We start from the raw sequence: 24,758 nt of genomic DNA on the forward strand, positions 1-24,758 counted from the left end.
CGTCTCCTCGGGCGAATGCTTGTCGTTGGGGGGCGGTTGGGGGGCGGCCGGCGCGCGGCCAGCGGCAAAGCTTAACTGGCACCTTGCCGGGCCGCCATGGCGCGGGTGCCGATCAGTCCGCGGCCTTTTGCAGCCGCTCCAGGTCGGCCACCACGGCGGCGGCGTGGGTCTTCGGATCGACCTCCAGATAGCGGTGCGCGACGCGGCCCTGCGGGTCGATGATGTAGGTCTGGCGCTTGGCCATCTTCATCACCATCAGGTCGCGCAGGGCGCCGTAGGACTCCGCCACCTTGCCACCCTCATCGGCCAGCAGCGGAAACGGCAGCTTGTGTTTGGCGGCAAAGTCCGCGTGCGAGGCGACGCCGTCCACGCTCACGCCGACCACCTCGGCGCCCAGCCTGCGGATGCGCACGATGTCATCGCGAAAATTGCAGGCCTCGGTGGTGCAGCCGGGGGTGTCGTCCTTCGGGTAGAAGTACAGCACCAGCCAGCGCCCGGCGTAGTCCGATAGCGCGTGCGTCTTGCCGGCCTGGTCCGGCAGGCTGAAGGCCGGCGCAGCGGCGCCTTCGGCGGGCGGTTCGGCGGCGCTGGCCAGTGCCGGCAGAAACAGCATCAGCAGGGCAGTCAGCGTGCGTCGCATAAAGCCTCCGGTGGGGTCGGTGACGGCGGTTTAAGATGACCAGCGCAGCATACCCCGCCCCATCCGCAGGAGGAGACCCCCATGCGTTACGCCGCCCCCGGCACCCCCGGTGCCAAAGTCAGTTTCAAGTCCCGTTACGGCAACTTCATCGGCGGGCAGTGGCTGCCGCCGGCCGGCGGCGAGTATTTCGAGGACATTAGCCCGATCACGGGGCGGGCGTTTTGCGAAGTTCCGCGCTCGCAAAAGGACGACATCGAGCGTGCGCTGGACGCCGCCCATGCCGCCAAGGCCGCCTGGGGCAGGACTTCGCCGGCCGAGCGCGCCGGGCTGCTGCTCAGGATCGCCGATCGCATGGAGCAGAACCTGGAACTGCTGGCGGTGGCCGAGACTTTCAGCAACGGCAAGCCGATCCGCGAGAGCCTGGCCGCCGACCTGCCGCTGGCAGTGGACCACTGGCGCTACTTCGCCGGCGCGCTGCGGGCGCAGGAAGGTTCGCTGTCGCAGATCGACGCCGATACCGTGGCCTACCACTTTCACGAGCCGCTGGGCGTGGTGGCGCAGATCATCCCGTGGAATTTCCCGCTGTTGATGGCCGTCTGGAAGCTGGCCCCGGCGCTGGCCGCCGGCAACTGCGTGGTGCTCAAGCCCGCCGAGCAGACGCCAACGTCCATCCTGGTGCTGATGGAACTGCTGCAGGACCTGATCCCGCCGGGCGTCATCAACGTGGTCAACGGCTTCGGCGTCGAGGCCGGCAAGCCGCTGGCCTCCAGCCCGCGCATCGCCAAGGTGGCCTTCACCGGCGAGACCACCACCGGGCGGCTGATCATGCAGTACGCGTCGGCCAATCTGATCCCGGTCACGCTGGAGCTGGGCGGCAAATCGCCCAACATCTTTTTCGACGACGTCGGCGCGCGCGACGATGCCTTCTTCGACAAGGCGCTGGAAGGCTTTGCCATGTTCGCGCTCAATCAGGGCGAGGTGTGCACCTGCCCGTCGCGGGCGCTGATCCAGGAGTCGCTCTACGAGCGCTTCATGGAACGGGCGCTCAAGCGCGTGGCGGCCATCCGCGGCGGCGATCCGCTCGACACCGACACCATGATCGGCGCCCAGTCCTCGCAGGAGCAGCTCGAAAAAATCCTCTCCTACATCGACATCGGCAAGCAGGAAGGTGCCCAGCTGCTCACCGGCGGCACGCGCGTGGCCCATGACGGCGACATGGCCGGCGGCTACTACGTGGCGCCGACCGTGTTCAAGGGCCACAACCGGATGCGCATCTTCCAGGAGGAAATCTTCGGTCCTGTGGTGTCGGTCGCCACCTTCAAGGACGAGGCCGAGGCGCTGGCGCTGGCCAACGACACCCTGTACGGCCTGGGCGCCGCCGTGTGGTCGCGCGAGCAGAACACCTGCCACCGCATGGCGCGCGCCATCCAGTCCGGGCGCGTGTGGGTGAACGCCTACCACCTGTACCCGGCGCACGCAGCGTTTGGCGGCTACAAGCAGTCCGGCATCGGCCGCGAATGCCACAAGATGATGCTCGGCCACTACCAGCAGACCAAGAACGTGCTGGTCAGCTACAGCGATCAGGCGCTCGGCTTTTTCTGATGGCGGATTCTGAGATGGCGATGACCGCCGCCCCGCCGCGGGTGGTGGCCACCGAGGCGGCGCTGGCGCTGATCGCGCGCCTGCTGGCCCGCCACGGGCCGCTGATGTTCCACCAGTCCGGTGGCTGCTGCGACGGCAGCTCGCCCATGTGCTACGCACGCGGCGAACTGTTGCTGGGCGAGCAGGACGTCTACCTGGGCGACATCGGCGGCCAGCCGTTCCACATCGGCGCCGCCCAGTACGAATACTGGAAACACACGCAGATCATCATCGACGCCGTGCCCGGCCGCGGCGGCATGTTTTCGCTCGAAGGCCCCGAGGGGATGCGCTTTCACAGCCGCTCGCGGCTGTTCGATGACGCCGAATGGGCGGCGCTGGTCGCGCAGCAGCCGGCCTGCTTCCAAGCCGATCAGAAGCTGTAATTGACCGCCACGTAGAAGGAGCGGCCTGGCCCGGCCACGGCGGTGCCCCAGGGTATGCCGTTGATCGACATGGTCCCGCCCTGGCCCAGGTAGGCGCCGCCGAGCGGCAGTGCGTAGCCCTTGTCGAGCAGGTTCTCGACGCCGGCATCCAGGCGCACCTGCCGCCACTGATAGGCGCTGCGCAGGTGGATCAGGTTGTAGCCGGCGGTTTCGGTCTCGTTGCGTACTTCCGAGACCTCGTCCTTTCGGGCCACCCATTCGGATTCGAGCGCGTTGCTCCAGCTGCCAAGGCTTTGCGTGAGCGTCAGCCGAACATCGAGCGGCATGATGTTGTAGAGGTCGTCGCCGGTGTCGCGATTCTTGCCGTCGACGTAGTTGACCACCCCGCGCAGGGCAAAGTCGCCGAAATCGGGCGTGCTGCCGAGCCGCACCGAACCGGACAGGTCGACGCCGTACAGGCGCGCGGATGCGTTGTCGTACTGGAGCACGTTGAACTGCCGGGCAGTGCACGTGCCCAGGCAGCGGGCGTCGATGTAGTCCTCAACGCGGGTGTAGTAGGGGCTCAGGCGAATGTTCCAGCGCGCCTGCGCGGCGTCGTGCCAGTCGGCGGCCAGGCTCACCGTGCGGGCGACTTCAGGGTCCAGGTCGAGATTGCCGACGTAGCCGTTGCCGTCGCCGACGAAGTTGTTCATGACCGCCGCCATGGCCAGGGTCGACCAGGTGTAGCGCTCATGAAGATTCGGCGAGCGGGTCTTCTGGGCCAGTCCCAGCTCGAAGGTTTGCCGGGCATCCGGGGTGAAGCGCGCCAGGGCCGTCGCGTCCCAGTTGTGGTCGGTCTTGTCGTGGCTTCTGGAGTTGAAGGCGTTGGCGTCGGCCGCGTACATCATGCTGTAGCCGGCGGCAGGTCCGGTGTCCATCCTGACCGTCTCATGGCGCACGCCCAGCAGGCCTTGCCACTGCGCGCTCCAGCGGCTTTCCCATTCGCCGAACACGGCATAGCGGTCGCGCTGGCCGTCGTTGATGTTCCAGAAGGTGCCCGGCGCCATCATCATGCCGCTGCCCGACGGCGACCACCAGTCATCGAGCCGGTAGCGCTGGTACTCGCTGCCGACGCGCAGCGTGCCGGTGTCCGTGAGCGGCATGGCGGCGCTCAGCGCGGCGCCGGTGTTCCGGCCCTCGCTCGCCATCGGCATGCCCGGCGCGTCGCCGTAACGAAACTGCTTGTCATCGCCGAAGTTCATGCGATGGTCGGTTGCGTCGTGATAGATGCGGGTTTTCAGCTCGCCCCAGCCGTACTGGCCGGTGTAGGCGATGTTGACCTGGTCGCTTTCGTTGTCGGTCAGGTCCATGCGCTGGTTGGGAAAACCCTCGTACGGAATGTGCTGGTGGGCATATTTGAGCTCCAGCAGATGCCCGTCGCGACGCAGGGCGAGACGGCCGGCCTGGTTGATGGCCTTGTATGCGCTTGAGCCGACCTCGTCGCCGTCCAGCCAGCCGCGGCCGACCGCCGCCGGACCGGCCGGCTTGAACGCGTCGCCGGCATCGTAGTTGTCGGCCTCGGTGCCGGCACCGGTGTAGGTGAAGCTCGCGTGGGCCCCGGCCACGGTGGCGGCGATGTGGGCGCCGCGGGCGTCGCCGTTGCTGCGGTAAAAGGCGCCGGCCTCGCCGGTGACGCGCGTTTGCCCGGGTGCAGCGAACTGCGCCGGGGCCGACTCGACGACGATGGTGCCGCCGATGCTGTCGCCGCCGACGCTGACCGGCGTGACGCCTGCATAGACCTCGACCCGTGCCACGGCGGTCGGGTCCAGATACGAGAGCGGCGAGTTCATGTGGTTCGGACAGGCCGATACCAGGTCCATGCCGTCGACCTTGATGCGCAGCCGGTCATCGGCCAGGCCGCGGATTGCCGGCAGGCTGGACACGCCGCCGGCGCTGCGCAGGCTCACGCCGGGCAGCTCGCGCAGCAGGCTGGCGGTGTCGCTGCTGCGGTAGCGCAGCGGCGCAAGGGCCGCCTGGTCCAGGATCGAGGTGTTCAATGTCTGGCCGGCGGTCTCCTCGGGGGCGGTGATGACGATGCGGGTCTCGGCCGCGAGCGGACCGGATAGCGTGGCCAGGGCAGCGATGGCGAGCGAGCGCCGAACGGATGAGGGCATGAGGTTCCCGGTCTGGATGAAGCTGGTAGGCGCTGGTGCCGCTTGGCAGGCACGCAGCGCCACTCAGGCTAGCCGGATCGCCGCCGCCCGGGGATGCGACATGGTGTCGCAGGAGGCGCGGCCCGACCGCGTAGGAGCGTCTGGAACTGGCTCCGGTCGGTCGGCCGGTGCGATGCGCGGTTTGGTGCCGTCGGGGCTACCCCGGCGCCCGGGCCTGCCGGTTGCGCGTGATAATCTGCGCGGCTGTCGGTGGCCACCGTTCCGGTCGACACCAGCCGCATCCGAGCCGCTCCCCGACTTACCCACTGCCGGTCCGCCGGTAGTTCACCTGGAGGCCCCGTGCCCGACATCCGCCTGCCCGACGGTTCCACCCGCAGTTATCCGCAGCCGGTCAGCGTGGCGACGGTGGCGGGCGACATCGGCGCCGGCCTGGCGCGCGCGGCGCTGGCCGGCAAGGTGGCCGGCAAGCTGGTCGATACCTCGTACCTGATCGACAGCGACGCGGATCTGGCCATCATTACCGAGCGCGACGCTGACGGCCTGGAGGTCATTCGCCACTCGACGGCCCATCTGCTGGCCTACGCGGTCAAGGAGCTGTTTCCCGAGGCGCAGGTCACCATCGGCCCGGTGATCGAAAACGGCTTCTATTACGACTTCGCCTACAGCCGTCCATTCACGCCGGACGATCTGGTCGCCATCGAAAAGCGCATGGCGGAGCTGGCCCGGCGGGACATTCCGGTGACCCGGCAGGTGCTGCCACGCGACGAGGCGGTGGCGTTCTTTCTGGCCCAGGGCGAGCGGTACAAGGCCGAGCTGATCGCCGCCATCCCGGAAGGCGAGGACGTGTCGCTGTACCGCGAGGGCGATTTCGTGGACCTGTGCCGCGGGCCGCACGTGCCGTCCACCGGCAAGCTCAAGGTGTTCAAGCTGATGCGCGTGGCCGGCGCCTACTGGCGCGGTGATTCGCGCAACGAGATGTTGCAGCGCATCTACGGTACCGCCTGGGCCAGGAAGGAAGACCTCGACGCCTACCTGCACATGCTGGAGGAGTCCGAGAAGCGCGACCACCGGCGCATCGGGCGTCAACTGGACCTGTTCCACCAGCAGGAAGAAGCGCCCGGCATGGTGTTCTGGCACCCCAAGGGCTGGGCGCTGTGGCAGACGCTGGAACAGCACATGCGACAGGTCTACAAGGACTCCGGCTACCAGGAGGTGCGCTGCCCGCAGATTCTGGATGTGTCCCTGTGGAAGGCCTCGGGCCACTGGGACAACTATCAGGAGAACATGTTTTTCACCGAGTCGGAAAAGCGCGAATACGCACTCAAGCCGATGAACTGCCCGGGTCATGTGCAGATTTTCAAGGCCGGCCTGCACAGCTACCGCGAGCTGCCGATCCGCTATGGCGAGTTTGGCGCCTGCCACCGCAACGAGCCCTCGGGCGCCCTGCACGGCATCATGCGCGTGCGCGCCTTCACGCAGGATGACGGCCATGTTTTCTGCACCCCCGAGCAGATCGAATCGGAAGTAACCGATTTCCACCGCCAGGCGCTGAAGGTCTATGCGGCCTTCGGTTTCGAGCAGGTGGCGGTCAAAATCGCGCTGCGGCCGGAAAAGCGGCTCGGTTCGGACGCTGTCTGGGACAAGGCCGAGACGGCGCTGCGCGCGGCCCTGGGCGCCTGCGGCGTGGCCTGGGAGGAGCTGCCCGGCGAAGGCGCCTTTTACGGCCCCAAGATCGAGTACCACCTGAAGGACGCGATCGGCAGGGCCTGGCAACTGGGCACCATGCAGGTGGATTTCATGATGCCCGAGCGTCTGGGCTGCGAGTATGTGGCCGAGGACAACACCCGCAAGGTGCCGGTCATGCTGCATCGGGCCATCGTCGGGTCGATGGAACGGTTCCTCGGCATTCTGATCGAGCACCACGCCGGGGCTTTCCCGCTGTGGCTCGCTCCGCGTCAGGCGGTGGTGCTGAGCATCACCGAAAGTCACGCCCGCTACGCGTCGCAAGTGGCCGAAACTCTGCGCGACGCGGGCTTGCGCGTGGAGGCCGACTTGAGGAACGAGAAGATCGGCTATAAAATCCGCGAACATACCCTGCAGCGTGTTCCCTACTTGCTGGTCGTCGGCGAGCGGGAGTGCGCCAATTCAACGGTGGCCGTGCGTACGCGCTCCGGCGAGGACAAGGGCAGCCTGCCGCTGGCAGATGTTGTCGCGACCCTCGTTGCCGAAGTTGCGAACCGCGGCCATTGCGTTACGGAGTGCTGAGACATCGCGAAAGAGAAAAAACTCCGCGTCAACGAGGAAATCACCGCCTCGTCCATACGCCTGATCGGCCCGGAAGGCGAACAGGTGGGCGTGGTCAGCCGTATGCAGGCGCTGGATGCCGCTTCCGAAGCGGGGCTCGATCTGGTGGAAATTTCGCCCAGTGCCGAGCCGCCGGTGTGCCGGGTCATGGACTTCGGCAAGTTTCTGTATACGGAGAGCAAGAAACAGCAGGTCGCCAAGCGCAACCAGAAGCAGATTCAGGTCAAGGAGGTCAAATTCCGGCCCCAGACCGACGATGGCGACTACCAGGTCAAGCTGCGCAACCTGCTGCGGTTCTTCGAGGAAGGCGACAAGGCCAAGATCACGCTGCGCTTTCGCGGTCGCGAAATGGCGCACCAGGAGCTTGGTCGTGAACTGCTGCAGCGCCTGGAGGACGACCTCAAGGGTGTGGCGGTGGTCGAACAGTACCCGCGGCTGGAAGGCCGCCAGATGGTGATGGTGATGAGCCCGCGCAAATAGGCGCGAGCCCACGCAGGCGCTGCCCGTCGCGGCGCTTTACAGAACAGTATTCAGGAGTAATGAAGCCGTGCCCAAGCTCAAGACCAAACGCGGCGCCGCCAAGCGGTTCAAGAAAACCGGTTCGGGGGCGTTCAAGTGCGGCCATTCGCACCTGCGCCACATTCTGACCAAGAAGAGCTCCAAGCGTAAGCGGGGCTTGGTCGGCACCACGCTGGTGTGCGCTTCCGATACGGCCTCCGTGCGGCAGATGCTGCCGCACGCCTGACGCTCCCGCAGTTCCCGCACGAGTCACTGAGTCATGCCAAGAGTCAAACGCGGCGTCACCGCCCACGCCCGCCACAAGAAAGTCCTGAAACTGGCCAAGGGCTATTACGGCGCCCGCAGCCGCGTGTTTCGCGTCGCCAACCAGGCCGTCATCAAGGCCGGGCAATACGCCTACCGCGATCGGCGCCAGCGCAAGCGCCAGTTCCGCGCGCTGTGGATCGTGCGTATCAACGCCGGAGCGCGCCAGTCGGGCCTGTCCTACAGCCTGTTCATGAACGGTCTGCACAAGGCCGGCATCGAGGTCGATCGCAAGATGCTGGCCGATCTGGCCATTCACGATGCGGCCGCTTTCGAGGTTCTCGCGCAGCAGGCCCGGGCCGCCCTGGCGAATTGACACGCCGCGCGCCATCCGCCGAATAAAGGGCAGCCTGGTCTGCCCTTTTTTTGTTCCGAATCGACATGACCGACCCGCAGCACCTCGCACAGGAAGCCCAGCGCGCCATCGCCGCCTGTCACGACGAGGCGGCGATGGAACAACTGCGCGTCGGGTACCTGGGCCAGAAAGGCGCCGTGGCCGAGCTGCTGCGCGGTCTGCCGCAGTTGCCGCCCGAGCAGCGGCGCGAGTTCGGCAAGGCGGTCAACGACGCCAAATCGGCCATCGAAGCGGCTCTCGAAGCCCGCCGCGAGGTGCTGCGTGAGGCGAGCCTGATCGCCCGCCTGCAGGCCGAGCGGGTGGACGTCACCCTACCTGGCCGCGGCGAGCAACCGGGCGGGCTGCATCCGATCACGCGCACACTGGCTCGTATCGAGACGCTGTTTCGCGGCATCGGCTTCGACGTCGAGGAAGGCCCGGAGATCGAGGACGATTTCCACAATTTCGGGGCCCTGAACATCCCGGCCGACCATCCGGCGCGGGCCATGCACGACACGTTCTATCTGCCGTCCGGGCTGTTGCTGCGCACGCACACCTCGCCGGTGCAGATTCGCTCGCTGGAGCGGCAGGCGCCGCCGGTGCAACTGATCGCCCCCGGCCGCGTCTACCGGCGCGATTCGGACCTCACCCACACGCCGATGTTCCACCAGGTGGAAGGGCTGATGGTCGACGAGGGCGTGAGCTTCGCGCACTTGAAGGGCGTGCTGATCGAATTCCTGCGCCGGTTTTTCGACCGCGAGGATTTGCCGATCCGTTTTCGGCCGTCGTTTTTCCCCTTCACCGAGCCGTCGGCAGAAGCCGACATCGGCTGCGTCATCTGCGACGGCGCCGGTTGCCGGGTGTGCAAGCACACCGGCTGGCTGGAAGTGCTCGGCTGCGGCATGGTGCACCCGAACGTGCTGCGCAACGTCAATGTCGATCCCGAGCGCTACACCGGTTTTGCGTTCGGCATGGGCGTGGAGCGTCTGGCCATGCTGCAGTACCGCATCGGCGATCTGCGGCTGTTTTTCGACAACGACCTGCGCTTTCTGCGCCAGTTCAACTAGGTTCGGCGCGGATGAAAGTGAGCGAAACCTGGCTGCGCGAGTGGTGCAACCCGCCGCTCGACACGGCCGGCATTGCCCAGCGCCTGACCATGGCCGGCATCGAGGTCGGCGCCATCGAGCCGGTGGCCGAAGCACTCGACCAGGTCGTGGTGGCGCGCATCGTCACCACCCGCCCGCATCCGGACGCTGACCGTCTGCGCCTGTGCGAGGTGGAAGTCGTTCCCGGCGAGGCGCTGCTCGGCATCGTCTGCGGTGCGCCCAATGCAAGGCCCGATCTGCGCGTGCCCTTGGCGCGCATCGGTGCCCGCTTGCCGGGCGGTTTGCAGATCAAGAAGAGCAAGATTCGCGGCGAAGCGTCCGAAGGCATGCTGTGCTCGGCGCGGGAACTGGGGCTCGGAGAAGGCCAGGCCGGCCTGCTCGAATTGCCGGCCGATGCGCCGATCGGCCAGCCGCTGTCGGATTACCTGCAGCTCGACGACCGCATCATCGAGGTCGAACTGACGCCCAACCGCGGCGACTGCCTGAGCCTGTCCGGTCTCGCCCGAGAACTTGCCGCGCTCACGCAAACCCCGTTGACGCCGCCCGACATCGCTGCCGTTGCGCCGGTCAGTGCGCGTCAATTCGGCGTGCGACTGGAGGCGCCGCAGGCCTGCCCGCGCTACCTGTGCCGCGTGGTCGAGAACATCGACCCGCAGGCGAGTACCCCGCTGTGGCTGCAGGAACGCCTGCGCCGGGCCGGCCTGCGCAGCCTGGGGCCAGTGGTGGACATCACCAATTACGTGCTGCTGGAACTGGGCCAGCCGCTGCACGCCTTTGACCTGGACCGCGTCAGCGGCGACATCGTGGTGCGCCATGGGCGGCCCGGCGAGCGGTTGCGGCTGCTGAACGAGCAGGACATCGAGGCCGGCGCCGAATTGCTGCTGATCTGCGACGACACCGGGCCGTTGGCTGCCGCCGGCATCATGGGCGGGGCGGACTCGGCTGTGGGTGATGCCACGCGCAACGTGCTGCTGGAGAGCGCCTTTTTTGCGCCGCGCGCCATTGCCGGACGGGCACGGGCGCTGGGGCTGCAAACCGACGCCTCGCAGCGTTTCGAACGCGGCGTGGACCCGCAGCTGCAACGACTGGCCATCGAACGGGCCACGCGGCTGCTGATCGAGCTGTGTGGGGGCCAGCCGGGGCCGATCGTGGAAGCCTGCGCCGGGGCCGAGCTGCCGGCTACGCCGTCCATCCGGCTGCGTCGGGCGCGGGTCGAGCACGTGCTGGGCACGTCGCTGCCGTCCGACGAGATCGAAGCCATCCTGCAGCGGCTGGGCATGGAGATCACGCTGGAATCGGCCGGCGTCTGGCAGGCACGCCCGCCCAGCCGGCGCTTCGATCTTGGCTGCGAGGAAGACCTGATCGAGGAGCTGGCGCGCGTTCACGGCTACGAGAACCTGCCCAGTATCCGCCCGGCACCGCGCGGCAATTTCCCGGCCGCCGCCGACGACCGCATTTCGCGGCAACGGCTTGCCCTGGCCCTGGTTGATCGCGGTTATCAGGAAGCCATCACGTACAGCTTCGTCGATCAGCGGCTGCAAGCCCTGATCGACCCGCAAAACCCGCCACTGGCGCTGGCCAATCCGCTGTCGGCGGAACTGGCCGTGATGCGCACCAGCCTGTGGCCCGGCCTGCTGGCGGCCTATGCGCACAACGCCAACCGCCAGGCGGCGCGGGTGCGCTTGTTCGAAACCGGACTGCGTTTTGTGGACGACGGCAGCGGACTGCGTCAGGACGCCCAACTGGCCGGATTGATCGCCGGCCCGCGCAGCCCCGAACAATGGTGCAGCCCGGCGCAGCCGGTGGATTTTTTCGACCTGAAGGCCGACGTCGAGGCGCTGCTGGCCATCACCGGCTGCGCGGACCGGTTCAGCTTCGAGCCGGCCGAACATCCGGCGTTGCATCCCGGCCAGAGCGCACGCCTGCTGCGCGCAGGCCAGCCGGTCGGCTGGCTCGGGCGCCTGCACCCGGGTCTCGAGGCGGAACTGAAAATCGACTCGCCGCTGCTGTTCGAGATCGAGCTGGCGGCACTGACCGCCGGGCGCGTGCCCGCCTACGCCGAAGTGTCGCGTTTCCCGGCCGTGCGTCGCGACCTGGCCATTGTGCTGCCGAACGACGTGCCCGCCGCGGACATCCTGGCCACGGCGCGGGCCGCCTGCGCGCAGTCGCCGGTGCAGGAGCTGCTGATTTTTGATGTGTACCAGGGCCAGGGCGTGCCGGACGGCTACAAGAGCGTCGCGCTTGGCATTACCCTGTCTGCCACCGAGCGCACGCTGATCGATGCCGACGTGGAGCCGCTGATCGCCCGCCTGCTGCGGGCGCTGGCCGAGGCCCACAGGGCGCACCTGCGAGACTGAACATGAACAGCACCTTGACGAAGGCCGAGATGAGCCAGCTGCTGTGCAGTGAGCTTGGCGTCAACAAACGCGAGGCGCGCCAGATCGTGGAGTCCTTCTTCGAGCACATGCGCGCCGCGCTGGCCCGTGGCGAAGGCGTGAAACTGTCCGGCTTTGGCAATTTCACCCTGCGCCAGAAGCGCCAGCGCCCGGGTCGCAACCCCAAGACCGGCCAGGAAATTCCTATCACCGCACGCCGTGTGGTAACTTTTAAACCCGGTCAACAGCTGAAGCGTCGCGTCGATACCTATGCTGGAACCGTCGCAGAATGACCAGTTGCCGCCGATACCGGGCAAGCGCTATTTCGGTATCGGCGAGGTCAGCGAGCTGTGTGGCGTGCGGCCGCACGTGCTGCGCTACTGGGAGCAGGAATTCCCGGAGCTGACGCCGGCCAAGCGCACCGGCAACCGGCGTTACTACCAGCGTCAGGACGTGATCCTGATCCGCCAGATTCGCAGCCTGCTGTACGAACAGGGCTTCACCATCAGTGGCGCCCGCCAGCGCCTGGGCGGGGAGGCAGGCCGCCAGGATGCGGACCGCACGGCGCAGCTGGTGCGCCAGATGCGGCAGGAACTGGAAGAGGTTCTGGCGATACTGAAGACCTGATGCGGCCGGTCGCATCACATCGATTTCTCGGGGCGTGGCGCAGCCTGGTAGCGCACTTGACTGGGGGTCAAGTGGTCGGAGGTTCAAATCCTCTCGTCCCGACCAATTCTGCACGGGGCAATTTCCGGTTGGAGATTGCCCCGTTTTGCTGCCGCGCCGCCCATACGGTCGCACCCCGATGAGTAATCCGTTCCATGCCGGTTCCGGCTCTGGTTCCAGCCAGCAGGCGGCCGGCATCGGCATGACCTCGCAGCGCACGCGCGACCGACTGGTCGAGCTGCTCGCGCAGCTGTCGCCGCTGGATCCGCGGGTACTGGATGTGATGCGTCAGATCCCGCGGCATCTGTTCGTGGAGGAAGCCCTCGCCAGCCGTGCCTACGACAACGTGTCGCTGCCCATCGGCCACGGCCAGACCATTTCCCAGCCGCTCACCGTGGCGCAGATGACCAGCGCCCTGCTGCAGGGGCCGCCGCTGCGCCGGGTGCTCGAAATCGGCACCGGCTCGGGCTACCAGACCGCCGTGCTGGCGGCACTGGTGCCGGAGGTGGTCAGCATCGAGCGTATCGGCGCCCTGGCCGCCCAGGCCCGGCGTGTGCTGCGCGACCTTCGCGTGCGCAACGTGGCACTGGTGGTCGGCGATGGCAGTCAGGGCCTGCCGGGCAAAGGTCCGTACGACGGCATCCTGATTACCGCCGCGGCGGCTACGCTGGCGCCGCAGCTGTTCGAACAGCTGGCCGAGGACGGACGGCTCATCGCGCCGGTGGGCTCGAGCGAGCAGGCGCTGCGCCGCTTCACCCGTACCGCCACCGGCCTGCACGAGGAACGCCTGGGTGCTGCGCATTTCGTGCCGCTGCGGCGCGGCCGGGGCTGAGGCGCACGGCGACGCCTCGCAGGCTGCCCTGCGCCCTGCGCCGGGTGGCCAAGCGGCGCGCGTGCTGCTGGCGCTGGTCATTGCGCTGATCCTGTCCGGCTGCGCCGGTCGATCCGGCCGCCCGCCGGCGGTTTCGCCATCCGCGTCGTCGCAAGCAAACGCCTTGCTGCCAAGTGGCGAACATGTCGTCCAGCGGGGCGAGACGCTGGCGATGATCGGCCGCCGCTACGGCACCGATTACCAGGCCCTGGCGCGCCTGAACGGCATTCGGTCGCCCTATACGATCTACCCCGGCCAACGCCTGCGCCTGCCCGGTGTGGGCGGTGTCCCTGCGCCCACGCCGATCGCGCCGGCGGGCGGCTGGACCTGGCCGACGGCCGGCACCACGCTGCGTGGATACGTGGCTGCCCACGGCGGCAACAAGGGACTGGACATCGCTGGCCAGATCGGCCAGCCGGTCCGCGCCGCCGCCGCCGGCACCGTCGTCTACGCCGGCAACGGGCTGCGCCAGTACGGCAATCTGGTCATCGTCAAACACAACGAGGACTACCTGAGCGCCTACGGCCACCTTCAGAAAATCACGGTGGCCGAGGGCAGCGCCGTTACCACCGGCCAGACCATCGCCAGCATGGGCAGCCCCGGGGATGGTCCCGGGGTGCTGCATTTCGAAATCCGCTACCGCGGCACGCCGATCGACCCGGCCGCAGTGCTGCCACGGCCATCGGGCGGCTGATCGACAAGGCAAGGCTTGACGGGCTGGCGCCGGCCGGGCGATCCGCTGCCGGCCGATGACCGGGCGCCTGTCACGCGCGGTGGTGGATCTCGATCAGTTTCATCGATGGCCGCGCCATTCGCGCGCCGGCGCCCGCGGCCGGTGGATCGACAACGGGCGCCCAATCCGCCTCAATCCAGAGGCGGCCGGGCAACGAACGGTTCATCTGGCCGCCGATGCGCCGGGCACGGCTGGATTTTTGGGCCATGTGGCCGCGACGCTACAAATACACGCCCTGCGTGCTGTTGCCGTCCACGGTGATGACGCTGCCGCAGATGTAGGCCGCGCGCGCCGAGGCCGCGAAGCAGATGGCGTCGGCCACGTCCTGCGGGTAGGCCATGCGCCCCAGTGGCAGCGCGGCGTCGATCTCGGCCTGCAGCTGTTGCGGCGTCTTGCCCTCGGCCGGCGCGCGTGCATTGATCAGGCGCGTCCAACGGTCGGTGGTCACGCCCGACGGCGCCACGCCGACCACCCGGATGCCCTGCGGCGCGCACAGGTCGGCAAAGCTCTTGGTGAAATTGAACAGTGCCGCGTTGCTGATGCCGACCGGCATGTAGGAGGCCTTGGGGTTGCGCGCGGCGGTGCCCAGCACGTTCACGATGACGCCGCTTTTCTGCTCGCGCATGATCGGGTACACGGCCCGGCAGGCGCGGATGTGGCACTGCAGCTTCTGATTCCAGCCGGCCAGCCAGGCCTCGTTGCTGATATCCGCAAAGTCGCCGGCGGGTAACTTGCCGGCAGCGTTGTTGACCAGCACGTCCACGCGTCCAAAGTGTTGCCGGGCAGTTGCCATGAGGGCGTCGACGTCGGCGTCCAGCGTGACGTCGCAGGTGACGGTTTTCACCTGCGGCGCACCGGCGGCCGTGGCCGCTGCGGCAGCGGCCGTGAGACCATCCGCGCCGCGCGCCGCCAGCAGCAGCCGGGCGCCTTCGCCCGCAAAACTCAGCGCCGTGGCCAGGCCGATGCCCTGGCTGGCGCCGGTGACGATGACCACTTTTCCTGCCAGTTCCAGATTCATGACCATCCTCCTCGAGAGCGCATCGGCGGGCCGCACCGCACTATACAGAAGCCTTTTTCGCCAGCCCTATGCCAGCCGGCGCCATGCACTTTTGCCTGATCGCCCTGCAGGGCGCAGAGCCGTCCTGCGCGCACACTGAGCCCATGGATTATTTGCCGATTTTTCTGGATGTGCGGGGCCGGCCCTGCCTGGTGGTGGGCGGAGGGCCGGTGGCGGCGCGCAAGCTCGCGCTGCTGCTGCGGGCCGGCGCACGCGGCGTGGTGGTGGCGCCGCACTTAACGGATGAGCTGCGGGCCATGGCCAGTGTGGTGGAACTTCGCGAGCGGCCGTTTGCGGAGGTCGACCTCGACGGCATGACGCTGGTCATCGCCGCCACCGACGATGCGCAGGTCAACGCCCAGGTGGCGGCACTGGCCAGCGCGCGCGGCCTGCCGGTGAACGTGGTGGACACGCCGGCGCTGTGCAGTTTCATCATGCCGGCGGTGGTGGATCGCTCGCCGGTGATCGCGGCCGTCAGTTCCGGCGGCCGGGCACCGGTGCTGACGCGCCTGCTGCGGGCGCGGCTGGAAACCCTGATCCCGGCCGCCTATGGCCGCTTGGCCGAGCTGGCCGGCAGCGTGCGCGGCAAGGTGCGCGAGCGGATTGCCGATCCGGTCGCCCGTCGCCGCTTCTGGGACGAAACCCTGCAAGGCCCGGTGGCGGAGCTGGCGCTGTCCGGCCAGGATCGGCGCGCGCGGCAATTGCTGGATCGCCTGCTCGAACGCGGCGCGGCCGGCGGCGTGGGCGAGGTGTACCTTGTCGGTGCCGGTCCCGGCGACCCGGACCTGCTGACCTTCAGGGCCCTGCGTCTGCTGCAGCAGGCCGACGTGGTGGTCCATGACCGTCTGGTGGCGCCGGAAATCCTGGACATGGCGCGGCGCGAGGCCGAGCGCATCGACGCCGGCAAGCGCGCCAGCCAGCACACGCTGCCGCAGGAGGACATCAACGCGCTGCTGGTGCGTCTGGCCCGCGAGGGCAAGCGGGTGCTGCGCCTGAAGGGCGGCGATCCGTTCCTGTTTGGGCGTGGCGGGGAGGAAATCGCCACGCTGGCGGCCGAGGGCATTCCGTTTCAGGTGGTGCCCGGCGTGACGGCGGCCAGCGGCTGCGCCGCCTACGCCGGCATTCCGCTGACGCACCGCGACCACGCGCAGCTGTGCGTGTTCGTGACCGGCCACCTGAAGGACGGCAGCGTGGACCTGCCCTGGCCGCAGCTGGTGGCGCTCGGCGGCACCCTCGTGATCTACATGGGTCTTGGCGCGCTGGCCGAGATCTGCGCGGCGCTGATCGCGCACGGCAAGGATGCGGCCACGCCGGCGGCGGTGGTGGCCGAGGGCACCACGCTGCGCCAGCGGATCGTTACCGCGCCACTGGGTGAGCTAACCGCCGCCGCGCAGGGCTTGCCCGGCCCGGCGCTGATCATCGTCGGCGGCGTGGTCGGCTTGCACGAGACCCTGTCCTGGTTCAGCCCGCAGCTGGCCGATGCCGAGGAGTGAGGCGATGGAGCCGTTGGATAGCGTCCAATGAACACCGCCTCGCCGCTGCGCTCGCGCCTGTTCTGGGTGGGCGTGCTGTATTTCGCGCAGGGTCTGCCGCTGGGCATCTTTCTGGACCTGTTGCCGGTGTACTTCCGCCAGCATGGGGTGGATCTGCGCCAGATCGGCGTGCTTGGCCTGCTTGGCCTGGCCTGGACGTTCAAGTTCCTGTGGGCGCCCGCGGTGGACGCCTGGCGCCATCATCGGCGCTGGATGCAGGCCGCCAATCTGCTGATGGCGCTGTGTATGGCCGCCCTGGTCGGCATGGACCCAGGGCAGCCGCAGATGTGGCTGGTGCTGGGCGTGTTTGCCGCGCTGTCGGCCACCAACGACATCGCCATTGACGGCTACACGGTCGAGAAAGTGCCGCGCGCGCAGCTCGGTCTTGCCAACGGTGTGCGCATTGCGTTGTACCGGGTCGGCATGCTGGCCGCCGGCGGACTTTTGATGCTCAGCGACCGCATCGGCTGGGCCGGCACCCAGTTGGCGGCCGCCGGTCTGCTGGTCCTGTTGGCCCTGGTGTGTCGCGCGGCGCCGGTGGAAGCGCCCCGTGCCGGGCCGCCGCCGCGCCTGGCAGACCTGCGTGCAATGGCGCGCCAGCCGCGGGTGGCCCTGGGCGGCCTGTCGGTGTTGCTGGTGCTTGCCTGGCTGGCCGGGCGGCAGATGGGGTGGATCAGCGGGCGGGCTGAGGTGGCGTTGGCGGTGCTGGCCGCGGGCTTGCTGGGGCTTGCCGCGCTGCAACCGGTGCGCGCCGGATCCGGCGCGGTGACGGCGCCGTTTGCGGCGCTGCTGGCGCGGCCCTACATGCTTGCCGTGCTGGCCTTCGCGCTGACCTTCAAGCTTGGCGATGCGGCCATGGGATTCATGGTCAAGCCGTTCTGGGTGGATGCCGGCTTTCGGGCCAGTGAAATAGGCCTCATTTCCGTCAACGTTGGTCTGTTACTGTCCGTTGCCGGGGGCGTCCTCGGCGGCGTGGCGACGCACCGTCTTGGTATTTTCACGGCGCTGTGGTCGCTCGGATTGCTGCAGGCGATGTCGAATCTGGGTTACGTCTACGCGGCGCAACTTGCCGAAGCAGGCGCGGTCTCAACGTCCGTGCTATACGGAGCCAGCATGGTCGAATCGTTCACGGGTGGGCTGGGCACGGGCGCGTTTCTGGCATTTCTGATGTCGGTCGTGGACCCCCGTCAGGCGGCAACCGAGTATGCGCTGCTGTCGTCGCTGTTCGCCCTGAGCCGATCCCTGGCTGCCTTCGCCAGCGGTTTCGGCGCGGCGTGGTTGGGCTATCGGGACTATTTCTTGCTTACGTTTTTTCTGTGTTTTCCGGCCTATCTGCTTCTGCCGTTCGCAGGACGTGCCTTGCGAGCGGTTGAATCGAAGGAGACCGCCACATGATCACGGCCTTCGTGTTGATTCAGGCGGCGCGGGGCCAGGTGAGCGCCCTGGCGCAGACCCTGGCGGAACTGCCGGGCGTGGCCGAGGTGTACTCGGTCAGCGGCCAGCATGACCTGGTGGCCATTGCCCGCGTGGCGTCGGCCGACGATCTTTCGGTACTGGTGACAGACCGGCTGGCCGGTTTGCCCGGTATCGTGAGCACGCAGACCCTGCTCGCCTTTCGCGCCTACTCGCGGCACGATCTGGAGAGCCTGTTCGAGGTGGGTTTACGTGCGCCCGGTCCGTGAGGTGAACATCATGCGAATCGCCCGGCTGCGCAGCCCCAGGCCGATCGGCGACAGGCCGGCCGGTCACGACGCTCTTGGCCCTGCCGCACAGCGGCTCAGCCCCCACCCCCAGCTGCGGCGCCAGGTGGTGGATCTGTATCGGCGCGGCTCGGTGCCGCCGCTGCTCAGTTTGCTGTGTGCCTGTGGTCTGGCCGGGCTGCTGTGGCCGGTCCTGCCGGCTCCGGTGGCGGGGGCCTGGCTGCTGGCGCACGGCGTGGTGACGGCAGGCCGCCTGCTGCTGGTGCGGCATTTCAATCGCGAGCGCGTCGGGGACGGGCAGTTGCCACGGTGGCGGGCACATTACGTCAACGCGACACTGGTTGGCGGCCTGGTCTGGGGTGTCGGCAGCGTCCTTCTAGTGGTTGGCAAACCGCACGTGCTGCAGCTGTTCGCCTGGGTAGTGCTCGGCGCCGCAATACTGGTGGAGTTTCCGTCTCTCGCGCGGCTTGGGCGCCCTTATGCGTGGCTGCTGATCGCGACGCTGACGGGGCCATTGGCACTGATGCTGCTTGGTCCGCAGCCGCTGCCCGGCGGCGCCGGTGCCTTGCTGTTGCTCGCCTGCAGCAGTGCCTTGGCCGGCCTGGAACTGCATCGTACCTATGTCGATGGCGTGCAGATGCAGGTGGAGTTCGCGCGCCTGGCCCGCTTCGACCAGCTGACTGGTCTGGCCAATCGGCGGCATTTCGACGAGACGCTGGCCGGCGAGTGGCAGCGCGCGCTGCGCCTGCGCGGCGAAATGGCCTTGGTCATCTTCGATGTGGACGAATTCAAGCCGTACAACGACCACTATGGTCATCCGGGCGGGGATGCCTGTCTGCGCCGCCTGGCGGCGGTGGCGCGCGAGTTGGTGCACCGCCACGGCGATCTGGTGGTGCGGCTCGGTGGCGAGGAGTTCGGTGTCCTGCTGCCCTTGACGCCGGCCAGCGGCGCCAGCGCGGTGGCCGACATGCTGCGACGGGCAGTCGAGAATCTGCGGCTGCCGCACGCGCCGGGGACCAGCCATCCGATCGTCACCATCAGCCTCGGGGTTGCCAGCGTGCGTCCCCACAGCGGTTGCCGCCCCGAGGACCTGATGCAGGCAGCGGACGCCGCGCTGTATCAGGCCAAGCGGGCCGGCCGCAACCGCGTGATGACCGCGCCGGAGATCGATCTGGCCTCGCCCGCGGCGCGGCGTATGCGCGCGGTGCTGCATTGAGCCCCTGGGCGGGCTGGCTGCTGCCGCCGCTGATCGGTGCCGTGATCGGTGGCGTCACCAACGACGTCGCCATCCGCATGCTGTTTCGGCCCTACCGGCCGTGGCGCATCGGCCGCCTGCGGGTACCGCTGACCCCGGGGCTGATCCCGCGCGAACGTGCGCAGATCGCGCTGGCCATTGCCGACACGTTCACCGCCCACGTGCTCGACGGCGAGCAGGTCGCCGACCTGCTGCTGACCGAGCCGGTACGTGCGCGGTTGCGAGACAAGGTGGCCGGCATGGTCGACCAGCTAGGCGGTTTGTTGGGTGCCAATGCAGCCATGCTGTCGATGGCCAAGGGCATGGCGGGCGACCTGCTGCTGCGCGAAATCGACACCCTCGCCCGCAGCGACGGCCCCAGTGGCGATCACATCCGTGAGCGCATCCATGAGCGCATCGACGCGCTCGACGTGGCCCGGCTGGAGGCCCTGGTGCTGGGCTTCTCGCGCAAGCAGTTTCGGGCCATCACCTGGTTTGGCGTGTTGCTCGGTGGCCTGATTGGCGCAGCGCAGGTGCTGCTGACGCAGGTGCTGCCGGCCGCGGGTTGAGGCGCCCCATCCGGGGCGGCGGCGTTACCATGCCGCGGCGTGCAAAACCCCAGTTCGAGGAGAAACATCATGGACGTAACCAGCAGCCGCGTGCCGACCAACGGTTTCGAGACCTTCTATCACCAGGCCGGTGCGGCCGATGCCACGCCGGTGATCCTGCTGCACGGTTCCGGGCCGGGCGCCAACGCCATGTCCAACTGGGTGCACGCGCTGCCGTTCCTGGGCGAGCGCTACCGGGCGATTGCGCCGGACATCGCCGGCTTTGGCGACAGCCAGCACCACGCGCCGCCGAGCGGCGCGGCGGCCTGGATCGAGGTGTGGACCGCCCAGGTCATCGCTCTGATGGACGGTCTTGGCATCGCCAAGGCGCACCTGGTCGGCAATTCAATGGGCGGCGGCGTCACGCTGCAACTGCTGCGCCGGCATCCCGAGCGCTTCGAGCGCATCGTGCTGATGGGCGCCGTCGGTGCGCCATTCACGGCCACGCCGGGCCTGCAGCGCGGCTGGGGCTACTACCGCACCGGCACCGAAGAGGAACTGGCGTACCTGGTGCGCAAGTTCCTGCACAACCCGGAGGTGCTGGGCGGGGATGTGGAGGCGATTGCCAAACAGCGCTATGGCCTGGTCATGCAGGAGCGCATCCGCCGGCAGTTCGAGGCCATGTTCCCGGGCGACGCGCAGGTGCACGTGGACGCCTTTGTGGTGCCGGAACACGAGCTGCGCGCCATGGCGCACCCGACGCTGGTGACGCACGGCCGGGAGGATTTTTTCATTCCGACCAGCACCAGCCTGTATGTGGCCGAGCGCATGCCAAACGCCCAGCTGCACATGTTCCACCACTGCGGCCACTGGATTCAGATCGAGCAGCGGCAGGCTTTCAACCAGCTGGTGCTTGATTTCCTGGACGGCCGCTTCGGCTGAGCGCACGGGTTTTCGGATACAAAAAAGCCGGCGCCGGGGACAAGCCCGGCGCCGGCTTTCTGTGTTTTTGGCCTTCGCGTCAGCCCATCTTGGCCATCGCTTCCTGGGCGATTTTCTGGAAGCGCTGCGCAGCCGGGCGGCCGTTGCATCGGCCCAGCCAGCCGCCGACGCTGGCAAAGGGCGAGAAGTCGTAATGCAGCATGGCCGCCAGGCCCAGCACCGAGCACACGTTCAGGTCGCCGACGTTGAAATCCGTGCCCAGCAGGTAGGCGCGGCCGGCCAGGTGCTGGTCGAGCACCTGCATCGGCTTGCCCAGGGCCGCCTTGGCCTGTTCGATGGCCGCCGGGCTGCGCTGGGCCTCCGGCAGGAACATCATGTGCATCAGCATGGTGACCAGGTGCGGCTCGACCTCGGTCATGGCCCACAGGCTCCACTGGGCGATCTGCCCGTGCGCCTGGGCGCCGGCCGGCCACAGGATGCCGGTCTTCTCGGCCAGGTACTGGTTGATGGCGAGTGATTCCCAGATCACGTAGCCGTTGTCGTCCAGCACCGGCACGTGGCCGTTGGGATTCAGCTTGAGCATCTGCGGCGTGCGGGTTTCGCCCCGTGGGCTGGTGCCGACGTGGTCGTAGGGCTGGCCGATCTCTTCCAGCATCCAGATGCAGCGCCCGGCGCGGCTGTAGGCGGCTCCATAGAGTTTCATGACGGTTTCTCCTCGGGGTGGGGTGCCCCGCCTGATGCGGGGCCGGAACATGATATGTCGCCGCCTGGTGCAAAGGTCGGGGCGCTGGCGCACCGCAGTGCGTCGGCCGTTCGTGCTGAACTGTCTGCAACCGGCCCGGATGTCGCAACCATGAGTACTGCCCGATGCGCGTCGTGACCCCGCTGTTGCTGGCGCCCGACGAGCCGCCTGCGTGGCATATCGAGCACGCCGACGGCCGTTCGGACTACGTGCTGATCTGCGACCACGCCGGCAACCGGCTCCCGCGCCGTCTGGGTACCCTCGGCCTGGACGAGGATGCCCTGGCCAGCCACATTGCGTGGGATATCGGGGCCGGCGCGGTCGCATCCGGCTTGGGCGACGCACTGGATGCCTGCGTCGTGCTGCAGCCGTATTCGCGCCTGGTGATCGACTGCAACCGGCCGCCGGGCAGCGCCGATTCGATCGTGAGCCGCAGCGAGCGCACGACCATCCCCGGCAATGTGGCGATTTCCCGTACCCAGGTGGCGGCGCGAGAGTCCGAGATTTTCGTCCCCTACCACGCGCATATCCGCGAGCTGCTGGACGCCCGCCTGCGCCGCGGTCAGCCCACGCTGCTCGTTTCCCTTCACAGCTTCACGCCGGTGTATCTGGGGGTCCCCCGTCCCTGGCACGCGGCGGTGCTCTACAACCGCGATCCGCGCCTGGCGCGTCTCGTCGCGCGGGCGTTGCGCGATGAGGGCGGTCTGGTCGTGGGTGAAAACGAGCCCTACGCCGTCAGCGATGACACCGATTACGCCATTCCTCGTTACGGCGAGGCGCGCGGCCTGCCTCACGTCGAACTGGAGATTCGCCAGGATCTGATCGACGACGCGGCCGGGCAGTCGGCGTGGACCGAACGCCTGGCGCGGTTGCTGCTGCAGGTCCACAGCGGACTGTGTGGATGCTGACCCGCCGGCTGCGCAGCCCATCCTGTTGCCCGCGCATGGTCGGGTTCGCAAATCCTGGCGACGAGGCCTTCCTCGCCGCCCGCCCAACGGAGTGTTCCGATGCAGATTCGCCTGGGTTACGAGCTTGTCTATCAGTTCCCGCAGCCAACGCCGATGATCGTCACGCTGAACGTGCATTACACGCGAGCCTCCGATCTGGTGCGCCCGGACCAGATGCGCACCGATCCGTGGGTGCCGACCAGCATGTACCGGGACGGTTTTGGCAACTGGTGCACGCGCCTGGTGGCACCGGCCGGGCGCTTTTGCCTGACCACCGATGCGCTGATCAACGATCGCGGCACGGTCGAGCCGCCGGTTCCGGCGGCCTTGCAACATCCGGTCGAGTCGCTGCCGGAAGAAACCCTCGTGTTCCTGCTGCCAAGCCGGTTCTGCGAGTCCGATCTGCTGGCCGAGACCGCCTGGCGGCTTTTCGGCGCGACGGCGCCCGGCTGGGCGCGGGTGCAGGCCGTTTGCGACTTCGTGCACAACCACATCAGTTTTGGCTACGAGCACGCCCGTCCCACGAAAAGCGCCTGGGAGGTCTACAACGAGCGCCGGGGCGTGTGCCGCGATTACGCTCATCTGGCGATTGCCTTTTGCCGCAGCCTGAACATTCCGGCGCGTTACTGCACCAGTTATCTCGGCGACATCGGCGTGCCGCCGGACGGCTCGGCGATGGATTTCTCCGCGTCGATGGAGGTTTTCCTGGGCGGTGCCTGGCACACCTTTGATCCGCGCAACAACCGGCAGCGCATCGGGCGGATCCTGATCGCGCGGGGCCGGGATGCCGCCGACGTGGCCATCACGACCACCTTTGGCCCGAACACGCTCGAGAGTTTCAGGGTGTGGACGGACGAGGTAGTGATCTAGTGTCGTGAGTCAGAAATGCGCAAACAAAATCTCTTGATGGAGTCAAGGATCTGGTCTGCGGTCTTGGTCCAGGCGAATGGACGCGGGTTCATGTTGTAGGTCGCCAGGTAATCACGAATGGCTTGCTCCAGCTGGCGCGTGCTGCGATGAGTACCCCGGCGAATCTGCTTGCGCGTGATTTCCGCGAACCAGCGTTCAACCTGGTTGATCCACGATGCGGAGGTCGGTGTGAAGTGCGGATGGAATCGCGGATGGCGCGCAAACCAGCGTTTCACCGCGGGCGTCTTGTGCGTCCCGTAGTTGTCCATGACGACGTGGACATCGGCGTCTGCGGGAACGCTCTGGTCGAGCGTCGCCAGGAATTTCAGGAACTCGGTAGCACGATGACGACGATGCAGCTGTCCGATCACCTTGCCGGTGGCCACGTCCAGCGCAGCGAACAGCGTGGTGGTGCCGTGGCGCATGTAATCATGCGTGCGCCGCTCCGGCAGACCCGGCGTCATCGGCAGGATCGGCTGCGTGCGATCCAGCGCCTGGATCTGGCTCTTTTCGTCCACACAGAGCACGACGGCTTTCATCGGCGGCGCGAGGTACAAACCCACGATGTCGCGCACCTTGTCGACAAACAGCGCGTCGGTGGACAGCTTGAACGTCTCCTGCCGATGCGGCTGCAGGCCGAACGCTCGCCAGATGCGCGATACCGACGCCTGAGACAGCTTCATGCTTCTGGCCAGGCTGCGCGTGCTCCAGTGCGTCGCATCGGCTGGCTTTTCCTGCAGGGTCTTGGCAATGATCGCTTCCATGACATCATCGCCAATTCGTCGCGGGGCACCCGGCCGCGGCTCGTCGAGCAGTCCATCCAAACGTCGCTCCACAAAGCGCTGCCGCCACTTGCCGACCATCTGCTTCGAGACGCGCAAGTGACTGGCCACTTCCAGATTGGGCATCCCTTGAGCGCACGACAGAACGATCCGCGCACGCACCGCCAAGGCCTGGCTGGTCTTGTGCCGGCGTGCCCACTCGACCAGCCGGTTGCTCTCCTCGGCCGTCAGCGTCAGCTCCGGCAACGGTCGTCCACGTCCCATGAAAACCTCCCCAATGTCTCGATGATACTGAGACAAAGGGAATCCTAATTAGTTCATAGAACTTCTGACTCAG

The 24,758-nt window shown here is 67.7% G+C and carries 26 protein-coding genes and 1 tRNA gene; 21 read left to right on the plus strand and 6 right to left on the minus strand.

Going from position 1 to position 24,758, the window contains the following annotated elements:
- Nucleotides 1-112 precede the first annotated feature (112 nt).
- Nucleotides 113-640: a peroxiredoxin gene (locus PG2T_RS07210; RefSeq protein WP_068803792.1), complete on the minus strand. Its 528-nt coding sequence runs from the start codon at nt 638-640 to the stop codon at nt 113-115.
- Nucleotides 641-721: 81 nt separating this feature from the next.
- Here PG2T_RS07210 and adh point away from each other — a divergent pair, with 81 nt between their 5' ends.
- On the plus strand, nt 722-2,242 hold the full coding sequence (gene adh / locus PG2T_RS07215) for an aldehyde dehydrogenase (protein ID WP_068803794.1): 1,521 nt from the start codon (nt 722-724) through the stop codon (nt 2,240-2,242).
- Nucleotides 2,242-2,664, plus strand: coding sequence for a DUF779 domain-containing protein (locus PG2T_RS07220; RefSeq protein WP_202816457.1), 423 nt, complete (start codon nt 2,242-2,244; stop codon nt 2,662-2,664). Before adh ends, PG2T_RS07220 begins: the two co-directional genes overlap by 1 nt.
- On the opposite strand, the gene PG2T_RS07225 is transcribed toward PG2T_RS07220, so the two are convergent.
- Nucleotides 2,652-4,817: a TonB-dependent receptor plug domain-containing protein gene (locus tag PG2T_RS07225; RefSeq protein WP_068803798.1), complete on the minus strand. Its 2,166-nt coding sequence runs from the start codon at nt 4,815-4,817 to the stop codon at nt 2,652-2,654. The two genes, PG2T_RS07220 and PG2T_RS07225, sit on opposite strands and share 13 nt — an antisense overlap.
- 339 nt (nt 4,818-5,156) lie before the next feature.
- Between PG2T_RS07225 and thrS the strand changes: the two genes are divergently transcribed.
- The 11 genes from thrS to PG2T_RS07280 all read left to right on the plus strand — a co-directional run bounded on the left by thrS (nt 5,157) and on the right by PG2T_RS07280 (nt 13,989).
- Entirely contained in the window at nt 5,157-7,082 is a 1,926-nt protein-coding gene (gene thrS / locus PG2T_RS07230) for a threonine--tRNA ligase (protein WP_068803800.1), read from the plus strand.
- Between the two features lie 3 nt (nt 7,083-7,085).
- Nucleotides 7,086-7,601 carry a translation initiation factor IF-3 gene (gene infC, locus PG2T_RS07235; protein WP_075968152.1) on the plus strand — a complete coding sequence of 172 codons (516 nt, stop codon included), beginning with the start codon at nt 7,086-7,088 and terminating at the stop codon, nt 7,599-7,601.
- A gap of 67 nt (nt 7,602-7,668) precedes the next feature.
- Nucleotides 7,669-7,866, plus strand: a complete 198-nt coding sequence (gene rpmI / locus PG2T_RS07240) for a 50S ribosomal protein L35 (RefSeq protein WP_068803804.1) — start codon at nt 7,669-7,671, stop codon at nt 7,864-7,866.
- A gap of 33 nt (nt 7,867-7,899) precedes the next feature.
- On the plus strand, nt 7,900-8,259 hold the full coding sequence (rplT, locus tag PG2T_RS07245) for a 50S ribosomal protein L20 (RefSeq protein WP_068803806.1): 360 nt from the start codon (nt 7,900-7,902) through the stop codon (nt 8,257-8,259).
- Nucleotides 8,260-8,324: 65 nt separating this feature from the next.
- Nucleotides 8,325-9,344: a phenylalanine--tRNA ligase subunit alpha gene (gene pheS / locus PG2T_RS07250; protein WP_068803808.1), complete on the plus strand. Its 1,020-nt coding sequence runs from the start codon at nt 8,325-8,327 to the stop codon at nt 9,342-9,344.
- 11 nt (nt 9,345-9,355) lie between these two features.
- Nucleotides 9,356-11,740, plus strand: a complete 2,385-nt coding sequence (pheT, locus tag PG2T_RS07255; protein WP_068803810.1) for a phenylalanine--tRNA ligase subunit beta — start codon at nt 9,356-9,358, stop codon at nt 11,738-11,740.
- Between the two features lie 2 nt (nt 11,741-11,742).
- Nucleotides 11,743-12,051: an integration host factor subunit alpha gene (locus tag PG2T_RS07260; protein WP_068803812.1), complete on the plus strand. Its 309-nt coding sequence runs from the start codon at nt 11,743-11,745 to the stop codon at nt 12,049-12,051.
- The gene (locus PG2T_RS07265) at nt 12,029-12,385 is read left to right on the plus strand and encodes a MerR family transcriptional regulator (protein WP_068803814.1); all 357 of its coding nucleotides are present in this window, start codon (nt 12,029-12,031) and stop codon (nt 12,383-12,385) included. The genes PG2T_RS07260 and PG2T_RS07265 overlap by 23 nt, the downstream gene beginning before the upstream one ends.
- A 28-nt stretch (nt 12,386-12,413) precedes the next feature.
- A tRNA-Pro gene (locus PG2T_RS07270) sits at nt 12,414-12,490 on the plus strand.
- A gap of 73 nt (nt 12,491-12,563) precedes the next feature.
- Complete coding sequence (locus PG2T_RS07275) at nt 12,564-13,256, plus strand: protein-L-isoaspartate(D-aspartate) O-methyltransferase (RefSeq protein WP_068807901.1); 693 nt, start codon at nt 12,564-12,566, stop codon at nt 13,254-13,256.
- A complete protein-coding gene (locus tag PG2T_RS07280; protein ID WP_202816458.1) occupies nt 13,216-13,989 on the plus strand; it encodes a peptidoglycan DD-metalloendopeptidase family protein in 774 nt (257 codons plus the stop codon). The genes PG2T_RS07275 and PG2T_RS07280 overlap by 41 nt, the downstream gene beginning before the upstream one ends.
- A gap of 70 nt (nt 13,990-14,059) precedes the next feature.
- On the opposite strand, the gene PG2T_RS16240 is transcribed toward PG2T_RS07280, so the two are convergent.
- Together PG2T_RS16240 and PG2T_RS07285 are read right to left on the minus strand one after the other, a co-directional pair.
- Entirely contained in the window at nt 14,060-14,236 is a 177-nt protein-coding gene (locus PG2T_RS16240; RefSeq protein WP_158513162.1) for a hypothetical protein, read from the minus strand.
- A gap of 12 nt (nt 14,237-14,248) precedes the next feature.
- Nucleotides 14,249-15,046, minus strand: coding sequence for an SDR family oxidoreductase (locus PG2T_RS07285; protein ID WP_068803816.1), 798 nt, complete (start codon nt 15,044-15,046; stop codon nt 14,249-14,251).
- Nucleotides 15,047-15,189: 143 nt separating this feature from the next.
- Here PG2T_RS07285 and cysG point away from each other — a divergent pair, with 143 nt between their 5' ends.
- From cysG to PG2T_RS07315, 6 genes are all read left to right on the plus strand, one after another.
- Complete coding sequence (gene cysG, locus PG2T_RS07290) at nt 15,190-16,578, plus strand: siroheme synthase CysG (protein WP_068807907.1); 1,389 nt, start codon at nt 15,190-15,192, stop codon at nt 16,576-16,578.
- 27 nt (nt 16,579-16,605) lie between these two features.
- The gene (locus tag PG2T_RS07295; RefSeq protein WP_068803818.1) at nt 16,606-18,012 is read left to right on the plus strand and encodes an MFS transporter; all 1,407 of its coding nucleotides are present in this window, start codon (nt 16,606-16,608) and stop codon (nt 18,010-18,012) included.
- On the plus strand, nt 18,009-18,299 hold the full coding sequence (locus tag PG2T_RS07300; RefSeq protein ID WP_068803820.1) for an Lrp/AsnC family transcriptional regulator: 291 nt from the start codon (nt 18,009-18,011) through the stop codon (nt 18,297-18,299). Before PG2T_RS07295 ends, PG2T_RS07300 begins: the two co-directional genes overlap by 4 nt.
- 10 nt (nt 18,300-18,309) lie before the next feature.
- Complete coding sequence (locus PG2T_RS07305; protein WP_145931035.1) at nt 18,310-19,533, plus strand: GGDEF domain-containing protein; 1,224 nt, start codon at nt 18,310-18,312, stop codon at nt 19,531-19,533.
- A complete protein-coding gene (locus PG2T_RS07310) occupies nt 19,530-20,120 on the plus strand; it encodes a DUF445 domain-containing protein (RefSeq protein ID WP_068803824.1) in 591 nt (196 codons plus the stop codon). The genes PG2T_RS07305 and PG2T_RS07310 overlap by 4 nt, the downstream gene beginning before the upstream one ends.
- A gap of 69 nt (nt 20,121-20,189) precedes the next feature.
- Nucleotides 20,190-21,041 carry an alpha/beta fold hydrolase gene (locus PG2T_RS07315; RefSeq protein ID WP_068803826.1) on the plus strand — a complete coding sequence of 284 codons (852 nt, stop codon included), beginning with the start codon at nt 20,190-20,192 and terminating at the stop codon, nt 21,039-21,041.
- A 79-nt stretch (nt 21,042-21,120) separates the two neighbouring features.
- Here PG2T_RS07315 and PG2T_RS07320 read toward each other — a convergent pair whose 3' ends face one another.
- Nucleotides 21,121-21,744: a glutathione S-transferase family protein gene (locus tag PG2T_RS07320; RefSeq protein ID WP_068803828.1), complete on the minus strand. Its 624-nt coding sequence runs from the start codon at nt 21,742-21,744 to the stop codon at nt 21,121-21,123.
- Between the two features lie 164 nt (nt 21,745-21,908).
- Here PG2T_RS07320 and PG2T_RS07325 point away from each other — a divergent pair, with 164 nt between their 5' ends.
- Nucleotides 21,909-22,691 (plus strand): N-formylglutamate amidohydrolase, encoded by a 783-nt coding sequence (locus PG2T_RS07325; RefSeq protein ID WP_068803830.1) that lies wholly within the window; start codon nt 21,909-21,911, stop codon nt 22,689-22,691.
- 99 nt (nt 22,692-22,790) lie between these two features.
- On the plus strand, nt 22,791-23,600 hold the full coding sequence (locus PG2T_RS07330) for a transglutaminase-like domain-containing protein (protein ID WP_068803832.1): 810 nt from the start codon (nt 22,791-22,793) through the stop codon (nt 23,598-23,600).
- On the opposite strand, the gene PG2T_RS07335 is transcribed toward PG2T_RS07330, so the two are convergent.
- Nucleotides 23,597-24,685 (minus strand): IS630 family transposase, encoded by a 1,089-nt coding sequence (locus tag PG2T_RS07335; RefSeq protein ID WP_068803834.1) that lies wholly within the window; start codon nt 24,683-24,685, stop codon nt 23,597-23,599. The genes PG2T_RS07330 and PG2T_RS07335 overlap by 4 nt on opposite strands.
- Between the last annotated feature and the right edge of the window lie 73 nt (nt 24,686-24,758).

This window comes from Immundisolibacter cernigliae (assembly GCF_001697225.1).
In the GTDB taxonomy this organism is placed as follows: domain Bacteria; phylum Pseudomonadota; class Gammaproteobacteria; order Immundisolibacterales; family Immundisolibacteraceae; genus Immundisolibacter; species Immundisolibacter cernigliae.

Coding starts and splice junctions, on each gene's coding strand:
- cysG (WP_068807907.1), top strand. CDS start 15,190: ATGGATTATTTGCCGATTTTTCTGGATGTGCGGGGCCGGCCCTGCCTG.
- PG2T_RS07325 (WP_068803830.1), top strand. CDS start 21,909: ATGCGCGTCGTGACCCCGCTGTTGCTGGCGCCCGACGAGCCGCCTGCG.
- PG2T_RS07210 (WP_068803792.1), bottom strand. CDS start 640: ATGCGACGCACGCTGACTGCCCTGCTGATGCTGTTTCTGCCGGCACTG.
- PG2T_RS16240 (WP_158513162.1), bottom strand. CDS start 14,236: ATGGCCCAAAAATCCAGCCGTGCCCGGCGCATCGGCGGCCAGATGAAC.
- pheT (WP_068803810.1), top strand. CDS start 9,356: ATGAAAGTGAGCGAAACCTGGCTGCGCGAGTGGTGCAACCCGCCGCTC.
- PG2T_RS07330 (WP_068803832.1), top strand. CDS start 22,791: ATGCAGATTCGCCTGGGTTACGAGCTTGTCTATCAGTTCCCGCAGCCA.
- pheS (WP_068803808.1), top strand. CDS start 8,325: ATGACCGACCCGCAGCACCTCGCACAGGAAGCCCAGCGCGCCATCGCC.
- rplT (WP_068803806.1), top strand. CDS start 7,900: ATGCCAAGAGTCAAACGCGGCGTCACCGCCCACGCCCGCCACAAGAAA.
- PG2T_RS07295 (WP_068803818.1), top strand. CDS start 16,606: ATGAACACCGCCTCGCCGCTGCGCTCGCGCCTGTTCTGGGTGGGCGTG.
- PG2T_RS07225 (WP_068803798.1), bottom strand. CDS start 4,817: ATGCCCTCATCCGTTCGGCGCTCGCTCGCCATCGCTGCCCTGGCCACG.
- adh (WP_068803794.1), top strand. CDS start 722: ATGCGTTACGCCGCCCCCGGCACCCCCGGTGCCAAAGTCAGTTTCAAG.
- PG2T_RS07320 (WP_068803828.1), bottom strand. CDS start 21,744: ATGAAACTCTATGGAGCCGCCTACAGCCGCGCCGGGCGCTGCATCTGG.
- PG2T_RS07220 (WP_202816457.1), top strand. CDS start 2,242: ATGGCGGATTCTGAGATGGCGATGACCGCCGCCCCGCCGCGGGTGGTG.
- PG2T_RS07265 (WP_068803814.1), top strand. CDS start 12,029: ATGCTGGAACCGTCGCAGAATGACCAGTTGCCGCCGATACCGGGCAAG.
- PG2T_RS07305 (WP_145931035.1), top strand. CDS start 18,310: ATGCGAATCGCCCGGCTGCGCAGCCCCAGGCCGATCGGCGACAGGCCG.
- PG2T_RS07275 (WP_068807901.1), top strand. CDS start 12,564: ATGAGTAATCCGTTCCATGCCGGTTCCGGCTCTGGTTCCAGCCAGCAG.
- PG2T_RS07315 (WP_068803826.1), top strand. CDS start 20,190: ATGGACGTAACCAGCAGCCGCGTGCCGACCAACGGTTTCGAGACCTTC.
- PG2T_RS07300 (WP_068803820.1), top strand. CDS start 18,009: ATGATCACGGCCTTCGTGTTGATTCAGGCGGCGCGGGGCCAGGTGAGC.
- PG2T_RS07260 (WP_068803812.1), top strand. CDS start 11,743: ATGAACAGCACCTTGACGAAGGCCGAGATGAGCCAGCTGCTGTGCAGT.
- PG2T_RS07285 (WP_068803816.1), bottom strand. CDS start 15,046: ATGAATCTGGAACTGGCAGGAAAAGTGGTCATCGTCACCGGCGCCAGC.
- PG2T_RS07335 (WP_068803834.1), bottom strand. CDS start 24,685: ATGGGACGTGGACGACCGTTGCCGGAGCTGACGCTGACGGCCGAGGAG.